The sequence below is a fragment of the Kitasatospora sp. NPDC089797 genome (genome assembly GCF_040684795.1).
Classification (GTDB): domain Bacteria; phylum Actinomycetota; class Actinomycetes; order Streptomycetales; family Streptomycetaceae; genus Kitasatospora.
Genome location: NZ_JBFBGS010000034.1, coordinates 87,369 through 104,032 on the forward strand (window position 1 = coordinate 87,369; position 16,664 = coordinate 104,032).

At 74.2% G+C, this 16,664-nt stretch carries 16 protein-coding genes; 10 read left to right on the forward strand and 6 right to left on the reverse strand.

The window, feature by feature from the left end:
* Position 1 precedes the first annotated feature (1 nt).
* Positions 2 to 1,609 carry an ABC-F family ATP-binding cassette domain-containing protein gene (locus AB0O91_RS26410; RefSeq protein ID WP_363437662.1) on the reverse strand — a complete coding sequence of 536 codons (1,608 nt, stop codon included), beginning with the start codon at positions 1,607 to 1,609 and terminating at the stop codon, positions 2 to 4.
* Positions 1,610 to 2,183: 574 nt separating this feature from the next.
* Between AB0O91_RS26410 and AB0O91_RS26415 the strand changes: the two genes are divergently transcribed.
* The 4 genes from AB0O91_RS26415 to AB0O91_RS26430 all read left to right on the forward strand — a co-directional run bounded on the left by AB0O91_RS26415 (position 2,184) and on the right by AB0O91_RS26430 (position 6,631).
* Positions 2,184 to 3,404 (forward strand): hypothetical protein, encoded by a 1,221-nt coding sequence (locus tag AB0O91_RS26415; protein WP_363437665.1) that lies wholly within the window; start codon positions 2,184 to 2,186, stop codon positions 3,402 to 3,404.
* 103 nt (positions 3,405 to 3,507) lie between these two features.
* The gene (locus AB0O91_RS26420; protein WP_363437668.1) at positions 3,508 to 5,145 is read left to right on the forward strand and encodes an ABC-F family ATP-binding cassette domain-containing protein; all 1,638 of its coding nucleotides are present in this window, start codon (positions 3,508 to 3,510) and stop codon (positions 5,143 to 5,145) included.
* Positions 5,146 to 5,244: 99 nt separating this feature from the next.
* Positions 5,245 to 5,916 carry a nitroreductase family protein gene (locus AB0O91_RS26425; RefSeq protein WP_363437671.1) on the forward strand — a complete coding sequence of 224 codons (672 nt, stop codon included), beginning with the start codon at positions 5,245 to 5,247 and terminating at the stop codon, positions 5,914 to 5,916.
* Positions 5,917 to 6,013: 97 nt separating this feature from the next.
* Positions 6,014 to 6,631, forward strand: coding sequence for a GNAT family protein (locus AB0O91_RS26430; protein WP_363437674.1), 618 nt, complete (start codon positions 6,014 to 6,016; stop codon positions 6,629 to 6,631).
* 39 nt (positions 6,632 to 6,670) lie between these two features.
* On the opposite strand, the gene AB0O91_RS26435 is transcribed toward AB0O91_RS26430, so the two are convergent.
* Positions 6,671 to 7,627, reverse strand: a complete 957-nt coding sequence (locus AB0O91_RS26435) for an aldo/keto reductase (RefSeq protein WP_363437677.1) — start codon at positions 7,625 to 7,627, stop codon at positions 6,671 to 6,673.
* Positions 7,628 to 7,746: 119 nt separating this feature from the next.
* Positions 7,747 to 8,430 carry a GDSL-type esterase/lipase family protein gene (locus AB0O91_RS26440; protein ID WP_363437680.1) on the reverse strand — a complete coding sequence of 228 codons (684 nt, stop codon included), beginning with the start codon at positions 8,428 to 8,430 and terminating at the stop codon, positions 7,747 to 7,749.
* Positions 8,431 to 8,802: 372 nt separating this feature from the next.
* Between AB0O91_RS26440 and AB0O91_RS26445 the strand changes: the two genes are divergently transcribed.
* The 4 genes from AB0O91_RS26445 to AB0O91_RS26460 all read left to right on the forward strand — a co-directional run bounded on the left by AB0O91_RS26445 (position 8,803) and on the right by AB0O91_RS26460 (position 13,307).
* A complete protein-coding gene (locus AB0O91_RS26445) occupies positions 8,803 to 9,414 on the forward strand; it encodes a choice-of-anchor C family protein (protein WP_363437683.1) in 612 nt (203 codons plus the stop codon).
* A 297-nt stretch (positions 9,415 to 9,711) separates the two neighbouring features.
* Positions 9,712 to 11,208 carry a carbohydrate binding domain-containing protein gene (locus tag AB0O91_RS26450; RefSeq protein ID WP_363437686.1) on the forward strand — a complete coding sequence of 499 codons (1,497 nt, stop codon included), beginning with the start codon at positions 9,712 to 9,714 and terminating at the stop codon, positions 11,206 to 11,208.
* A 207-nt stretch (positions 11,209 to 11,415) separates the two neighbouring features.
* Entirely contained in the window at positions 11,416 to 11,808 is a 393-nt protein-coding gene (locus AB0O91_RS26455) for a peptidase inhibitor family I36 protein (protein WP_363437689.1), read from the forward strand.
* 92 nt (positions 11,809 to 11,900) lie between these two features.
* Entirely contained in the window at positions 11,901 to 13,307 is a 1,407-nt protein-coding gene (locus AB0O91_RS26460) for an SDR family oxidoreductase (protein ID WP_363437692.1), read from the forward strand.
* Between the two features lie 13 nt (positions 13,308 to 13,320).
* Here the strand turns inward: AB0O91_RS26460 and AB0O91_RS26465 are convergent, their stop codons facing one another.
* Entirely contained in the window at positions 13,321 to 13,749 is a 429-nt protein-coding gene (locus AB0O91_RS26465; RefSeq protein WP_363437694.1) for a hypothetical protein, read from the reverse strand.
* An 84-nt stretch (positions 13,750 to 13,833) separates the two neighbouring features.
* Entirely contained in the window at positions 13,834 to 14,577 is a 744-nt protein-coding gene (locus AB0O91_RS26470) for an SDR family oxidoreductase (protein WP_363437697.1), read from the reverse strand.
* Positions 14,578 to 14,729: 152 nt separating this feature from the next.
* Between AB0O91_RS26470 and AB0O91_RS26475 the strand changes: the two genes are divergently transcribed.
* Positions 14,730 to 15,431, forward strand: coding sequence for a TetR/AcrR family transcriptional regulator C-terminal ligand-binding domain-containing protein (locus AB0O91_RS26475; protein ID WP_363437699.1), 702 nt, complete (start codon positions 14,730 to 14,732; stop codon positions 15,429 to 15,431).
* A 98-nt stretch (positions 15,432 to 15,529) separates the two neighbouring features.
* Here AB0O91_RS26475 and AB0O91_RS26480 read toward each other — a convergent pair whose 3' ends face one another.
* On the reverse strand, positions 15,530 to 16,057 hold the full coding sequence (locus AB0O91_RS26480) for a hypothetical protein (protein ID WP_363437702.1): 528 nt from the start codon (positions 16,055 to 16,057) through the stop codon (positions 15,530 to 15,532).
* Here AB0O91_RS26480 and AB0O91_RS26485 point away from each other — a divergent pair.
* Positions 16,056 to 16,481, forward strand: coding sequence for a hypothetical protein (locus AB0O91_RS26485; RefSeq protein ID WP_363437704.1), 426 nt, complete (start codon positions 16,056 to 16,058; stop codon positions 16,479 to 16,481). The two genes, AB0O91_RS26480 and AB0O91_RS26485, sit on opposite strands and share 2 nt — an antisense overlap.
* Positions 16,482 to 16,664 lie beyond the last annotated feature (183 nt).

Here is a 16,664-nt window from a genome sequence, read left to right on the forward strand (position 1 = left end):
GCTACATCGGATCCACCGCCCTCAGCCCGCCGTCCAGCTCCAGCCACCTGGTCAGGCCCAGGCCGCGCAGGAACGGCAGGTCGTGGCTGACCACGATCAGCGCGCCCTGGTAGCCGGCCAGCGCCTGGGTGAGCTGGCGGACGCTGGCGAGGTCCAGGTTGTTGGTCGGCTCGTCGAGCAGCAGCAGCTGCGGCGGCGGGTCGGCCAGCAGCAGGGCCGCCAGCGTGGCCCGGAACCGCTCGCCGCCGGACAGCGTGCCGGCCGGCTGCTCGGCCCGGGCACCGCGGAACAGGAAGCGGGCGAGCCGGGCCCGGACCGCGTTGTCCCCGACGCCGGGGGCGAACCGCTTGACGTTCTCCACCACCGTCAGGGCGTCGTCCAGCAGGTCGAGCCGCTGCGGCAGGTGGCGCACCGCCTCCGGTGTGGTGATCTGCCCCTCCAGCGGGGCGAGTTCGCCCGCGATGGTGCGCAGCAGCGTGCTCTTGCCGGAGCCGTTGCGCCCGACCAGGGCGATCCGCTCGGGACCGCGCAGGTCGAGGTCGACGGTGGCGCCGAAGGGCAGCCGGACCTTCTGCAGGGTGAGCACGGTGCGCCCGGCCGGCACCGCGGTGCGCGGCAGGTCGACCCGGATCTCGGCGTCGTCGCGCACCGCCTCCTCCGCAGCGGTGAGCCGTGCTCTGGCCTCCTCCAGGCGCTCGGCGTGCATGCCGGTGAGCCGGCCCGCCGTCTCCTGGCCCTTGCGTTTGAGCATCCCCGCGAAGATGTGCGGGTCGTTGCGGGTGACCGAGCGCTTCTTGCCGTAGCTGGCGCTGCGGTCCAGCCTGGTCCGGGCGTCGACCAAGTCCCGTTTCTGGCGCTGGACGTCGGCCTCGGCGTTGCGCAGCAGCCGCTCGGCCGTCTCCTGCTGGGCGGCGAGCGTCCGCTCGTAGGCGGCGAAGTTGCCGCCGTACCAGGTGACGCCGCCGTCCCGCAGGTCGGCGATCTGGTCGACGTGCTGGAGCAGTTCGCGGTCGTGGCTGACGATCACCATGGCGCCCTGCCAGCCGGCCACCGTCTCGTAGAGCCGCTCGCGGGCGGCCCGGTCGAGGTTGTTGGTGGGCTCGTCGAGCAGCAGGACGTCGGGGCGGCGCAGCAGCAGCGCGGCCAGCCGCAGCAAGACCGCCTCGCCGCCGGAGAGTTCGCCGGTGGTGCGGTCGAGGCCGAGGCGGTGCAGACCGAGCCGGTCGAGGGTCGCGCGGGCGCGCTCCTCGGCGTCCCAGTCGTCGCCGACGGCGTCGAAGTGCCGCTGGTCGGTGTCGCCCGACTCGATGGCGTGCAGGGCCTCGCGGGCGGCCCGGATGCCGAGCGCCTCGTCGACCCGCAGGGCGGTGTCGAGCGTGAGGCCCTGGGGCAGGTAGCCGAGTTCGCCCTCGACCCGGACGGTGCCGCCGGTGGGGGTGAGCTCGCCGGCGATCAGTCGCAGCAGGGTGGACTTGCCGGCCCCGTTGAGGCCGATGAGTCCGGTGCGGCCGGGGCCGACGGCGAGGTGGAAGCCGTCCAGGACGGTCTTGCCGTCCGGCCACTCGAACGCGAGGTCGGTGCAGAGGACGGCGGTGGTGGGTTGTGCCATGCAAGGCCTCCCGGGTGGTTGCTGAAGGGGTGATGAGCAACACGGGGAGACACCGCGGGTGCGGAACCGGTACGGCCGAAGGACAGGACGGCGGCGCGGGAAGGCGCCACGGGGCCGTGACTGAGGTCGCACACTCGCACACCACGCGGCAGCTGGAGCAGCAGGGCCTGCGTGGCGGGGGCGGTGTCCCGGGACCTCAGTAGAGCAACGGCCTTCTCCTTGTCTGGCTGATGACACCATCCACGCTAGGGACCCCGCCGAACGGCCGCAACCGGTTTTCGGACCCGCCCGCGACCCCGCCCGCGACCCCGCCCGAGACCCCGCCCGAGACCCCGCCCGAGACCCCGGGCAGGCCCCCGCCCGAGACCCCACCCAACCCCCCGCCCACGACCCCCGACGGAGGCCCGGTGCCGATCCGGTGCCGATCCCGTGACGGCCCCGCCCCGGCCGGGTCCGCACGCGGGGAACCCCCTCGTCCGCATGGCAGACTCCTCCCCTGCCGTGCCTGCGGCCCCAGCGGCCGTACCCGAGGAACGGGCCGCACGGCAGTCGTCACACAGGGGGAACTGAACGCATGTCACCGATATCCCGGCCGAGCCGTGCCGTCCTGGGCGCGTCCGTCGCCGCGCTGACCATGGTGGTCGCCACCGGCTGCGGCCCGGACAACAGCGACCCGGCCGGCGCCCAGACCGCCGCGCCGTCCGTCGCGGCGAGTGCCTCCGGCAAGCCGGGCGCGGCTCCGGTCAAGCTGCCGACGGTCGAGGAGCTGAAGACCTGGAAGCTCGACGACTGGGACAAGTGGGCCAAGGCCAACGTGGTCACCCCGGCCGTCAAGGGCTACTGGACCCTGCAGAAGCTGCTGAACGCCAAGCCGAAGCCGCTGCCGCAGCCGCCGACCCCGGCGCCCGCCCAGCCCACCGGCGCCCAGCCCAGCACCCAGCCGACCGGCGCCGCCCCCGCCCAGCCGACCGGCGCCCAGCCGCCGGCCGGGCCGGACCAGCCGCCCGCGGCCGTCCAGGCGAAGCCCGTGGCACACCCGTTCCCGAAGACCATGCACGTCAACGGCAAGATCTTCTTCAAGGACGGCAACCAGGACTACGTGTGCTCCGGCACCGTCGTCTCCGACCCGGCCAACCCGGGCAGGAGCAACCTGGTGTGGACCGCCAGCCACTGCCTGCACGGCGGCAAGGGCAACTCCTACTACACCGACATCACCTTCGCCCCGGCCTTCAACAGCAACGGCGTGCTGAGCGGCGGCAACAAGCAGAAGTCCAAGCTGGAGGACGCCGAGCCGTACGGCGAGTGGGGCGCGACCTCCGGCATGGTCTCCCCGCAGTGGACGGCCGAGGCCGACCCGGAGCGCGGCGGCCCGTGGAGCCAGTACGACTTCGGCATCGTCAAGGTCGCCAACCCGGACCCGAACGGCAAGTCGCTGGAGGAGACCGTCGGCGGCTCGGTGCCGCTCTGGTTTGACGCCCCCCGCGACCAGCTCACCGCCGTCGCCAACTACGGCTTCCCGGAGGCCAAGCCCTTCGACGGCGTCGAGCTGGAGCACTGCGACGGCGGCAAGCCCGCCGCGAAGCCCGGCGACCCGAGCCGCCCGGCGATGCTGATGATCGGCTGCACCATGACCGGCGGCAGCAGCGGCGGCGGCTGGTACGCCACCAAGGACGGCAAGCCGGCCCTGGTCAGCGACACCTCGATCGGCAACGGCGCCAACACCTACGAGGCGGGCCCCTACCTGGAGGACGTCGCGGCGCACATGTTCGACTACTTCTCCAAGAAGGCCAAGTGACCGCCGGGTAGTCCCGTCGACGGGGCCGTGACCGCCGGGTGCGGTCGCGGCCCCCGCGGCTTTTTCCGGTGCCGCCCCGGCTCCTCCTACAATCGGCACCATCATGAGCGCCACACTCGTAGTCAAGGACCTCAGCGCCGGCCACGGCGAACGCACCCTCTTCTCCGGCCTGGACCTGGTCGTCGCCCCGGGCGACGTGATCGGCCTGGTCGGGGTGAACGGCGCCGGCAAGTCGACCCTGCTGCGGCTGCTGGCCGGGCTGGACACCCCCGAGGGAGGTTCGCTGCGGCTCAGCCCGGCGAGCGCCAACGTCGGCCACCTCCCGCAGGAGCCGGAGCGGCGCGAGGGCGAGTCGGTGCGCGACTTCCTGGCCCGGCGCACCGGCGTGGCGGCCGCCCAGGCGGCGCTGGACGAGGCCACCGAGGGCCTGGTCGAGGGCCGCCCGGGCGCCGACGACGCGTACGCGGCGAGCCTGGACCGCTGGCTGGACCTCGGCGGTGCCGACCTGGAGGAGCGGGCCGAGGAGGTGGCCGACTCGCTCGGCCTGAAGGTCTCCCTCGACCTGCCGATGACGGCGCTGTCCGGCGGCCAGGCCGCCCGGGCCGGCCTCGCCTCGCTGCTGCTCTCCCGCTACGACGTGTTCCTGCTGGACGAGCCCACCAACGACCTCGACCTGGACGGCCTGGAGCGGCTGGAGGCCTTCGTCAAGGGCCTGCGCACCGGCACCGTGCTGATCAGCCACGACCGCGAGTTCCTGGCCCGCACCGTCACCAAGGTGCTGGAGCTGGACCTGCACCAGCAGCAGGTCCACCTGTACGGCGGCGGCTACGAGGCCTACCTGGAGGAGCGGGCGGTGGCCCGCCGGCACGCCCGCGAGGAGTACGAGGAGTACGCCGACACCAAGGCCTCGCTGGAGTCCCGGGCGCAGATGCAGCGCAACTGGATGGAGCACGGCGTCCGCAACGCCCGCCGCAAGGGCGGCGACAACGACAAGAACGCCAAGGCGAAGCGCACCGAGTCCACCGAGAAGCAGGCCTCCAAGGCCCGGCAGACCCAGCGGATGATCGAGCGGCTGGACGTGGTCGAGGAGCCCCGCAAGGAGTGGGAGCTGCGGATGGAGATCGCCGCCGCGCCGCGCTCCGGCTCGGTGGTGGCCACCCTGCGCGGGGCGGTCGCCCGGCGCGGCGACTTCGCCTTCGGCCCGGTGGACCTGCAGATCGACTGGGCCGACCGGGTCGCCATCACCGGTGCCAACGGCGCGGGCAAGTCCACGCTGCTGGCCGCGCTGCTCGGCCGGCTCGAACTGGACGGCGGCAGTGCCGTGTTGGGCTCCGGCGTGGTGGTCGGCGAGGTGGACCAGGCGCGCGGGCTGTTCCTGGGCGGCGAGCCGCTGGCGGACGCCTTCGCGGCCGCCGTGCCGGAGCTCACCGAGGAGGAGGTGCGCACCCTGCTGGCCAAGTTCGGCCTCAAGGCGGTGCACGTGCGGCGCCCGGCCGGCACCCTCTCCCCCGGTGAGCGCACCCGGGCCGCGCTGGCCCTGCTCCAGGCGCGCGGGGTCAACCTGCTGGTGCTGGACGAGCCCACCAACCACCTGGACCTGCCCGCGATCGAGCAGTTGGAGTCCGCGCTCGGCTCGTACACCGGCACCCTGCTGCTGGTGACCCACGACCGGCGGATGCTGGACACCGTGGCGGTGAACCGCCGGATCGAGGTCCGGGACGGCCGGGTGCACGAGCAGTAGCCCCGAGCGCCCCGCCCCGTCACGGCCGCCCCGGGAATTGGTCTCGACCTCTTCCCGGGGCGGCCGTCATGTGCTGTGCTGTCGGCCATGGTTGACACGATGGACAGCCCCACGGCGGGGACACCCCACCCGACCGTCCCGCTCGCCCCGATGACGGTGCCGGCCCACCAGGCCGAGGCCCGCAGCAAGGCCTTCCACGACGTGATGGCGCAGCGCCGGACCGTCCGCGACTACAGCACCGAACCGATCCCGGACGGGGTGGTCGAGTGGGCGGTGCGCACCGCGAGCACCGCGCCCAGCGGCGCCCACGTGCAGCCGTGGCGGTTCGTGGTGATCACCGACCCGGAGCGCAAACGGCTGCTGCGGGAGGCCGCCGAGGCCGAGGAGCGCGAGTTCTACGGCCACCGGGCGTCCGAGGAGTGGCTGACCGCGCTGGCGCCGATCGGCACCGACTGGCACAAGCCGTTCCTGGAGGACGCGCCGGCCGTGATCGTGGTCTTCGAGGTGCACAAGGGCCCCCACTCGCCGCGCCCGTACTACACCAAGGAGTCGGTGGGGATCGCGGTCGGGCTGCTGCTGGCCTCGCTGCACCAGGCCGGGCTGGCCACCCTGACCCACACGCCGAGCCCGATGCGGTTCCTGAACGAGGTGTGCGGCCGCCCGGCGGAGGAGCGCGCCGCCTACGTGATCCCGGTCGGCTACCCGGCCGAGGGGGCGCGCGTGCCGGACCTGCGGCGCAAGGAGCTCGACGAGGTGATGATCCGGCTCTGACGCGCCGGGCGCAGCGGCCGCACCCGCCGGACGGAGGGGCCCCGGATGCGCCTCCGTCCGGATGTGGCAGGTCCGGGCCAAGGACATAATCGCCGCCATGAGCCCCGCACAGTCGCAGTCCTGCGAGCCGGCCCGGGCGGCGCCGGAGGTGACCGCCGGGCGGCCGCCCGAGGTGCTGCGGCTGCCCGGCGGCCTCTGCCTGCACCGCCGCCGCAGCACCCACGCGCCGGCCCTGCACCGGGCCGTGCGCGCCAACCTGGAGCACCTGCGCCCCTGGCTGGAGTGGGCGGCCGAGGCCCCGACCCGGGCCCGGACCGCCGAGCTGACCCGGGCCGGCACCGCGGCCTGGGAGGCCGGGACGGACTTCATGTACCTGGCCGAGCTGGACGCGGCCCCCGGCCGGGTGGTCGCGGCCCTCGGGCTGCACGCGCGGATCGGCCCGGGCGCGCTGGAGATCGGCTACTGGGTCGCGGCCCGGTACGTCGGCCGGGGCATCGCCACCGCGACCGCCGGGGCGCTGACCGGGGCCGCGCTGGCGCTGCCCGGGATCGCCCGGGTGGAGATCCGCTGCGACCGGGCCAACGCCGCCAGCGCGGCCGTCCCGCGCAAGCTCGGCTACCGGCTGGACCGGGTCGCCGAGGCCGCCGTCCGGGCTCCGGGCGAGACCGGACGGCAGCTGGTGTGGGTGATGGAGCGCGGGGCGCCGCGCCGGTAGCGCCCGCCCCGGCCCGGTGACGCCGGGGCCGCCCCGCCGTCAGTAGCGCCCGCCCTCCGCGGCCGGCAGCGCGTCCAGCTCGGCCAGGTCGGCCGCCGAGAGCTCGACCGCCGCCGCGCCCGCGTTGTCCACCAGGTAGCGCGGCGTCTTGGTGCCGGGGATCGGGAAGACGTACCGGCCCTGGGCCAGCACCCAGGCGAGGGCGACCTGCGCGGGCGTGGCGCCGATCCGCTCGGCGATCCCCCGGACCCTCCCGACCAGCTCCAGGTTGGCCTTCAGCGCGTCCTGCTGGAAGCGCGGCAGCCGGCGGCGGAAGTCGTCCTCGGGCAGGTCGTCGAACGAGGCGATGCTGCCGGTCAGGAAGCCGCGGCCGAGCGGCGAGTACGGCAGGAAGGCGATGCCCTGCTCCTCGGTGTACGGCAGCACCCCGGCCAGCGCGTCCCGGGTCCACAGCGACAGCTCGGACTGCACCGAGGCCACCGGGTGGACGGCCTGGGCCCGCCTGATCTCGTCGACGGTCACCTCGGAGAGCCCGATCCGGCGGACCTTGCCGGCCCGGACGGTCTCGGCCAGCGCGCCCCAGGTCTCCTCGATCGGCACGGCGGGGTCGACCCGGTGCAGCTGGTAGAGGTCGACGTGGTCGGTGCCGAGCCGGCGCAGGCTGTCGTCGATCGAGCGGCGCACGTGCTCCGGGCTGCCGTCGCGGGCCGCGCCCGGACCGCTGCCGCCCGGGACGATGCCGACCTTGGTGGCCAGGAAGGCGCGCTCCCGGTGGGGCCCGGCCAGCGCGGCGCCGACCACCTCCTCGTTGGTGTACGGGCCGTACATGTCGGCGGTGTCGATCAGGGTGACACCGAGGTCGAGGGCCTGGCGGATCACGCCGACGGACTTCTCGTCGTCCCGGTTCCGCACGTCGTAGGCGAAGGTCATCCCCATGCAGCCGAGGCCGATGACGCCGACCTCCGGGCCGTTGCTGCCGAACGGGGCGTTGCGCATGACGGTGCTCCTGTCTGGTTTCCGGCTGGTCCCACGAGCGGGCGGTCCCACGATCGGGTGGGCCCATGATCGGGTGGGCTCAGCGGCCGGCCTCGTGGCCGACCGGCTCGTGGGGTCGATCAGTCCTGATGAACGATCAAGTGCGCCGGGAAGTTGCCGGAACCGGCGCCGTCCCCTGGCCGCCGGAGCCAGTCGCCGAAGCCGCCGTCGAGCACCAGCCGCGCGAGCCGCGCGTAGCCGCCCGCGCCCGGGTGGGCGCCGTCCGCCGCCTCGGCCTCGGCCGTCCAGACCGGGTCGGCGGCCAGCGCGCCGGTGACGTCGACGAACGGGACCCGGAACCGGGCGCAGACGCCGGCCAGTTCGGGGGCGAGCGCGGTCAGCCGGGCCAGGTGCGCCGCTCCCCCGGCGACCACCGGCGGCGGGCCGACCACCAGGGCGGCGACCCCGCGCGCCCGGGCGCCGGTGAGCAGGGCGGTGAGGTTGGCCAGGGTGTCCGCGGGCCGGACCCGCGGCCCGCCGTCCTCCTCCATCGCGTCGTTGGCGCCGAAGGAGAGCACCAGCCGGTGGTCGGCGCCGGGCCGGGTGCGGGCCTCGACCTCGGTCCAGCAGCGCTGCCGCACCTGGGCCGAGGTGTCGCGGCGGACCCCGAGGTTGAAGCCGGTGGCGTCCTGGGCGGCGGCCTGGAGCGCCCGGCCGACCCAGCCGCGGAACTCCGGGTCGCCGAGGCCCTGGACGAAGGAGTCGCCGAGGAAGAGGATCCGCGGGCCACCGAAGGGGTCACCCGGCTCCGTTCGTATGGTCATCGGGCCAGGTTAGGGGTGGATACGGGGCGCGCGCCCGCACTTTCACCACCGGGCTCCGGAACCCGGGCATCGACCCCCAGGGTTCGCGGTCGGACGGTCCGCCGGGCCCCGAGGGCCGGACCCCCGGTCGACCCGTCGGGCAAACCGGCGCGAAGGGGCGCGCCACCGCACTCCCGCACCACCGGGCGCCGCCCGTCCGGTCTTGGCAGGGCTCACCACGGCGGTCGACGCTCGGTCCGCAACCGATCATCTCGGCCGATCATGCAGCCGATCATCTCGGCTGATCGTTGCGGCCGGGCGCTCCGGCCGGGCGTCCCGGCCGAGCGTTCCGATCGGCCGTCAAGGAACGTCATCAAGGAACTTGGGGAAGACATGTCGCTCTCGCGCACCCGCGCCGCCGCCCTCGCCCTCGTCGTCGCCACCACCACCGCGCTGGCCACCGCCTCGCTGGTCGCCCCGGCCCAGGCGGTCGGCGGGCAGCGGGCGGTCAGCCGCTTCGACGACGGCAGCTTCGAGTCGCCCAAGGCCCCGGCGAACGGCTTCACCGACCTGGTCGCCGGCCAGACCATCGGCCCGTGGCGGATCACCGCCGGCAGCGTCGACCTGATCGGCGCGGGCTTCTGGCAGGCCGCCGAGGGCGACCAGTCCATCGACCTCAACGGCAGCGACTCCGGCACCATCGCCCAGACCTTCGCCACCACCCCCGGCACCACCTACTCGGTGACCTACGCGCTGGCCGGCAACCCGGGCGGCGGGCCCGCCGTGCGCACCGGGAGGGCGCTCATCGACGGGCAGGACTTCCAGGACTTCTCCTTCGACGTCACCGGCAGGACCGCCGCCGCGATGGGCTACGTGGGGCGGCAGTTCAGCTTCGTCGCGTACAACTCCTCGACCACGCTGACCTTCCAGAGCACCGTCGGGGGCGCCTACGGACCGGTGCTGGACGACGTCCGGGTCAAGGAGTGCAAGCCCTGCTGCAACTGACCGCCGGTCGGCGCCGGAAGGCCGCGGGCTCACTCCGGAAGGCCGCAGGCCCACTCCGGAGAGCCCCGGACCGACTCCGGGAGGCGCTCGGAGCGCCGTCCTTAAACCGACCCTAAAACCTGCCCTCGGAAGGCCCCCGGAAGCCGGGAAGTGCTTGACGTGCACAGCTGGTCTAGTCCAGTTTGATCCTCAGCACCGCGCTCCTCCCCCGCACCGGACCGGCCCCCATGCTGCCGCCCGCCCCGCGTCTCCCCCCTTCGCGGCGCGGGCGGCCCCACGTCCCGAGAGGCGACCCCCATGCCCAGCGCGCCCCAGCACGCCCCCACCCACCGCCGCCCGGCCTCCACCCGGACCAAGCTGCTGAGCCTGGCCGCCGCCACCGTGCTCGCGGCCGGCGGCATCGCCACCCTCGCCGGGAACGCCGGCGCCGCCGACGCGAACCTGCTCGCCAACGGCGGCTTCGAGAGCGGCGCGCTCGACCCCTGGAGCTGTTCCGCCGGAACCGGAAGCGTCGTCAACTCCGGTGCCCACAGCGGCACCTACGCCCTCAAGGGCGCGGCGAGCGCGAGCGACACCGCGCAGTGCGGCCAGACCGTGAGCGTCCAGCCCAACACCACGTACACCCTCAGCGCCTGGGTGCAGGGCCAGTACGTCTACCTCGGCGCCACCGGCAGCGGCGTGACCGACCCCGCCGTGTGGACCCCGGGCGGCGCCAACTGGCAGCAGCTGTCGGCGACTTTCACCACCGGCCCGAGCACCACCAGCGTCAACGTCTACCTGCACGGCTGGTACGGGCAGGGCGCCTACCTGGCCGACGACGTCAGCCTCTACGGCCCCGGCGGCGGACCGACCACCCCGCCCTCCGGCACCCCGACCTCCACCCCGACCGGCGGCCCGACCACCCCGCCCCCGAACGTCGCCCTGCCGGTCGCCCCGTACATCGACATGGGCGCCTGGCCCACCCCGTCGATGCCCGACATGGCCAAGGCCGGCGGCGTCAAGGGCTACAGCATGGGCTTCGTCACCGGCGTCGGCTGCAAGGCCAGCTGGTTCAACGCCTACGACCCGCGCACCGGTTGGGCCAAGGACCAGGTCGACGCGCTGCGCGCGGCGGGCGGGGACGTCAAGCTCTCCTTCGGCGGTGCGGCCGGCACCGAACTCGCGGCCGCCTGCCCGGACGTGAACTCGCTGTTCAACGAGTACGACGCGGTGGTCAACGCCTACAACCTGCGCTACGTCGACTACGACATCGAGGGCGCGGCGGTCGCCGACACCGCCTCCAACGACCGCCGTTCCGCCGCGCTCGCCAAGCTCCAGCAGGCCCACCCGGGCCTCAAGGTCTCGCTCACCCTGCCCGTCCTGCCCGAGGGCCTGACCAGCGACGGCGTCGCCATCGTCAAGTCCGCCCGGGACGCCGGCGTGAACCTCGACCTGGTCAACGTCATGGCGATGGACTACTACCGCACCGGCAGCGACTACGGCAACGCCGCCGTCCAGGCCGCGCAGGCCACCTTCGGCCAGCTCAAGGCGCTCTACCCGGCGAAGACCGACGCCCAGCTGTGGGCCATGGTCGGGGTCACCCCGATGATCGGCGAGAACGACGACCACCAGATCTACAACCAGGCCGCCGCCCAGCAGTTGACGACCTTCGCCCAGCAGAACCACCTCGGCCTGCTCGCCTTCTGGGACGCCACCCGGGACGCCAACGCCTGCACCGGTTCGCTGGCCAAGTGCACCAACATCACGCAGCAGCCGTACGAGTTCGCGAAGATCTTCAGCAAGTACGCGGGCTGACCCGACGAGCACTCAGGGGTGCCGGCCGGCCGGGGGGCCGCCGGCACCTCGGCGTCCGGACCCCGTGTGCGCCCCGCGCGTGAACCGACGCCCGTGCCCGTGTCCGGAAAGCGCGTGTGGTGCGAACCGTTCGGACGGGAACCATCTAGCATGCGGTAGCGCCGTCCACACGGACGGTGACCACCCCCGCTGAGATGGGAGTCCCCCGTGCGCCACCGCCTGCTCCGCGCCGCCCTCGCCTGCTCCGCCGCCCTCGGCCTGGCCGTCGCCACCGCGCCCGCCGCCCACGCGATGCCGACCGCCGCGCGATGCCCCAAGGGGCACCTCTGTCTGTGGGAGGGGCCGCACATGACCGGGCGTCTGATCTTCAACGAGGACGCCCACGTCACCAAGGAGGGCTTCAACCTGCGCGAGGTGGACGACGTCGAGCCGCCGATCTTCCCCCGCTCGGCCGTCGACCCGCTGCCGGACGACTTCGGCTGCATCATCCGGCTGAACGACCAGCCCAACTTCGCCGGCTCCGAGCAGGAGCTCGACAACTTCGGCCCGCACGAGCTGGACGGCCGCCGGGTCGCCTCGATCACCCCCGACTGCGGCTGACGCCCCGCCGCTCCCCCGGCGGAAATTGACATCTCATCGTCCCGGGCCGTCCATTACTGTCCCTCCCACCTGAACGACACGAGGGGGCGGACATGACGGTCCGGGACGACCACCATCAGCTGATCACCGACACGACGACCAGCGAAGCCGCGTGCGCGGCGGGCCTCACCCCCGCGGAACTCGGCGCCTTCAGCCTCACCCTGGGCCGACTGCGCAGCCTCCCCGCCCAGGACCGCACCCGGCTGCACGCCGAGCGGCAGCTGAGCTCCTTCGTGATGGAGAGTCGCAAGCGCCGCCGCCAGGAGGCCAGGGAGGCCGTCCGGCAGGCCGACGCCGACCTGCTCGCCGCCACCGCGACCGGCGCCCCGGGCCGCCGCGAGGACACCCCGCTCACCCCGGCCACCGGCGGGCCGGTCGGGGAGCTGCTCGTCCCGCGCAGGTGCTACGTCTGCAAACAGGCCTACCGGCGGGTCGACGGCTTCTACCACTCGCTCTGCCCGGACTGCGCGGTCGACAACACCGCCCGCCGCGCCCTCTCCACCGACCTGCGCGGACGCCGGGCCCTGCTCACCGGCGGGCGGGTGAAGATCGGCTTCCAGCTGGCGCTGATGCTGCTGCGGGACGGCGCCGAGCTGATCGTCACCAGCCGCTTCCCGCAGGACACCGTGCGCCGCTTCCGCGCCGCCGAGGGCAGCGCGGCGTGGTTCGAGCGGCTGACCGTGGTCGGCATCGACCTCCGCGACCCGCGCCAGGTCCTCGGCCTCACCGAGCGGTTGCGCGCCGACGGACGGCCGCTGGACATCCTGGTCAACAACGCCGCCCAGACCCTGCGCCGCCCGCCGGAGTCGTACGCCCTGCTGGCGGCCGGGGAGTCCACCGCCCTGCCGGGCGCCGACCGCCGGGCGATCACCCACGCGCCCGGGTTCCGGCCGCTCGGCGATGTCGCCCGACTACCGTCGGGGGCCGGGGCGCTGCTGGACCTCACCGACGAGGCCGGCCTGCTGCCCGACCTCGCGCCCGCCAACTCCTGGTCCGCCACGCTCGGTTCGCTGGACCCGGCGGAACTGCTGGAGACCCAGCTGGTCAACTCGCTGGCCCCGGCGCTGCTCTGCGACCGGCTGCTGCCACTGCTGCTCGCCTCCCCCCACCCCGCCCGCTACATCGTCAACGTCACCGCGGTGGAGGGCCGGTTCGCCGTCCGCAACAAGACGGCGCGCCACCCGCACACCAACATGGCCAAGGCCGCGCTCAACATGCTCACCCGCACCAGCGCGGCCGAACTCGCCCCGCAGGGCGTGCACATGTGCGCCGTGGACACCGGCTGGATCACCGACGAGAACCCGGCGCCCACCAAGGCCCGGATCGCCGCCCGGGGGTTCCGCACCCCGCTGGACATCGTGGACGGCGCGGCCCGGGTGTACGACCCGATCGTGCGCGGGGAGGCGGGGCACCCGGTGTCGGGGGTGTTCCTCAAGGACTACCGGGTGGCGGAGTGGTGACGGGGGCGGCCCCTCAGGTGTCGTAGCAGCCGTCCCAGGGGGCGTGGAAGCCGAGGCAGTCCGGGTACAGCTCGAAGCGGACCGGCTCCTCCTCCGCCTCGTCCCCGCCCAGGTCGTCCTCCTCGACGCCCTCCCGCACCAGGCCGAACAGTTCGCCGTCGACGTGCACGGCGAACGGGGCGATCGCGATGTCCCCGTACTCCCGGCCGGGCAGGACGTCGAGCCACTCCGTCAGCAGGTGCTTCGCCTCCGCCACCTCCCCGGTGGACCGGATCCGCGAGTCGAGGTGTCGGCCGTCGGCGTCGAAGCGGTGCAGCACCGCGTAGTTCCGGCCGTACGGGCGGACCACCGAGGCGAAGAACCGGCCGCCCTGCCAGCGGCCGATGGTGTCGGTACGGTAGCCGGGCTCGTGCCGGATCGGGATCAGTTCGGGAACGTCCATGGCCCGAACGGTACGGGCGACCAGTGACAACGGCCCGGCCCGGAGTGCTCCCGGGCCGGGCCGCCGCCGTGCGGGCGAAGGTGCTCAGCGGCCGGTCGGCAGGTTCGCACCGCCGGTGCAGTCGAGCACCACGCCGGTGACGAAGGTGTTGGCGGCGAACATCTGGATCGCCCGGGCGACGTCCTCGGGGCGGCCGACCCGGCCGACCGGGGTGGTGGCGGCGAGGCCGTCGAACAGGGCGGTGCGCTGCTCGGCCGGGACGCGGTCCCACCACGGGGTGTCGACGACGCCCGGGGAGACGGCGTTGATCCGCAGCGGGGCGAGTTCGACGGCCAGCGGCGGGACCATCGCCTCCAGGGCGCCGTTGATGGCGGCGAGTCCGGCGGTCCCGGGGAAGGCGGCGCGGGCCGAGGCGGCGGTGATCAGGGTGACCGAGCCGTCCTCGCGCAGGTGCGGCAGGGCCGCCTGGAGGACGCGCACCTGGGGCCAGAACTTGGCGTCGAAGCCGTGGGCGAGCTCGGCCAGGTCGAGCCGGGCGAACGGGCCGCTGCCGGCGGAGCCGCTGACCGCGATCACCAGGTGGTCGACGGTGCCGGCCCCGGCGAAGAAGGCGGCGAGGGCGGCCGGGTCGGTCGCGTCCAGTTGCACACCGTCGGCCTTGCCGCCGATCCGGGCGACGGCGGCGTCCAGCTTCCCGCGGTCGCGGCCGGTGATCACGACCTCGGCACCGTCCGCCGCGAAGGCGGTGGCGGTGGCCTCGCCGATGCCCGAGCTGCCGCCCATCACGACGACGCGGTGTCCGGCGAAGAGGTTCGATGCAGTGCTCATGGTGGTGCCCTTCCGACGGTGACGAGCGGGTGCGCGCTGGGAGGTGCTGGTCCGGACCGGCGCGGGAGCTTGTCGAGACCAGCAGTTCCGGTAATGATGATTGTCGAGACTGTTAGTCTTGTCAATCGGGGGCAGCGAGAAAGGGAGCCACGTTGAGCGACACCGAGGACCACCGGCCCGGCGATCCGCAGACCGACCCGACCACCCGCCCGCACACCGGCCGCCGCCGCAACGAGGCCGCCCACCGCGCGATCCTGGACGCGGCCCTGCAACTGCTCGCCGCCTCCGACGGCACGCCCGTCACCATCGACGCCATCGCCCGCACGGCCGGCGTCGGCAAGCAGACCGTCTACCGCTGGTGGCCCTCCAAGGGCGCGGTCCTGCTGGACGCCCTCACCGACCGCGCCGACCAGGACGTCCCGGACCGCCCGGACACCGGCGCCCTGCGCACCGACCTGCGCGCCTTCATCGCGGCCACCTTCGACGCCGCCCAGCGCAGCACCACCGCGTCCGCGCTGCGCGCCGTCGCCCGCGAGGCCGCCCGCGACCCCCACCTGGCCGACCTGATGCGGACCTTCACCGCCACCCGGCGCACCGCACTGCACGAACTCCTCGCCCGGGGCCGCGAGCGCGGCGAACTGGCGGGCGACACCGACCTGGAGCTGATCGTGGACCAGGTCTACGGGGTGCTCTGGTACCGCTTCCTACTCGGCCACGGCCCGCTGGACGCGACCGTCGCCGAACGGCTGGCGGACACCCTGGTCGCCGGGAATGCCGGGAACATCGGGAACGGCGGGAACATCGGGAACGCCGGGAACGGCCGGCAGTCGGACGACGGCCCGACGCGCGGCTGAACCCGCATCGCGGAGCGCGCAGGACGTCGGACGGGCCGACTTCCTGCGCGCTCCCCGCGATGCACGCGAGGTCGAGGACGACGAGGGATGCGAACCGCTCAGGCGGTCCGGGCCGTACGACGGCGGTAGTAGGCGATCCCGAGGGCGATCGTGATCGGCCCCCAGAGCATCGCCGGGCCGACGCACACCCGGGCCAGCGCCTCCCACCAGCCGTTGCTGAACCCCACCTCGTTCAACAGGCCCAGCCAGGCCAGCGGTTGGAGACCGAACAGGCCGAACAGCACCAGCCCGCCCAGCAGCGTCGCGACCAGCGGGACGACCGGCGCCACCCGGCGGCCGCGCAGCAGCGGCACCCAGCGCGGGTACACCTCGCCCCAGCCGCTGACCAGTCCGAGCGTGAGGATCGTCAGCGCCTCGGTGACCACGCTGAGGCCGAACACGTACGGGGCGGCCCACCAGGGCATGGGCGGGCGGTGCGGCTCCACCGTGCCCATCGCGAAGCCGAACGCGAACGGCAACCGCCACAGACAGTGCGGCAGCACGATGAACGGGAGGGCCTTGGCCAGGCGCAATGCCCAAGGGCGAGAGGGGAGTTCGGTGTCACCGACCGGGATGCTCTGCAACATGCCTCCACCCTCGCGGACACCGCCCCGGCCCCACGTCGCCCGGACGGCCGGACCCCCTCCCCCACGGGAGCCAGTCGGCACTCGTCACCCGGGAGGAGGGGGTCAGGCCGTCCGCGCGACCGTCAAGGACGCCGGCGGGAACACGATCGGCAGCGCGTACACCACCTGCGACCGCAACGACCGGACCGCCGAGACCCACACCGCGTTCTGCACCGGCCTCGTCCGGATCACCAACGGCGCCGGCAACGCCAGCGGTGAGATCTCCTTCAGCGCCGTCCTGCCCCTCGACGACCAGGCCACCGTGCCCGAGGCGGGCGCCTTCACCGGGGTGGCCAACGGTGGCACCAAGGCCTTCGACGGGATCACCGGCGAGACCCGGTTCCTGCTCCGCAGCGCGAACAGCTACGACCTGAACTTCGGCTGACCGAAGGGCCCTCGGCCCACCGGGCGGTCAAGGGGTCAGCCGACGCCGGACGGTACCACCGGCAGCCGACGGCCCGTGCCGACGGGACCGCCGCGGGGGGGCGGCGGGGGGCCCCCGCGCAAGCCGGCGGGGGCGCGGCGGGGGGGGGGGGCCGGCCCCCCCCCCGGGGCGGGGGGGGGGGCC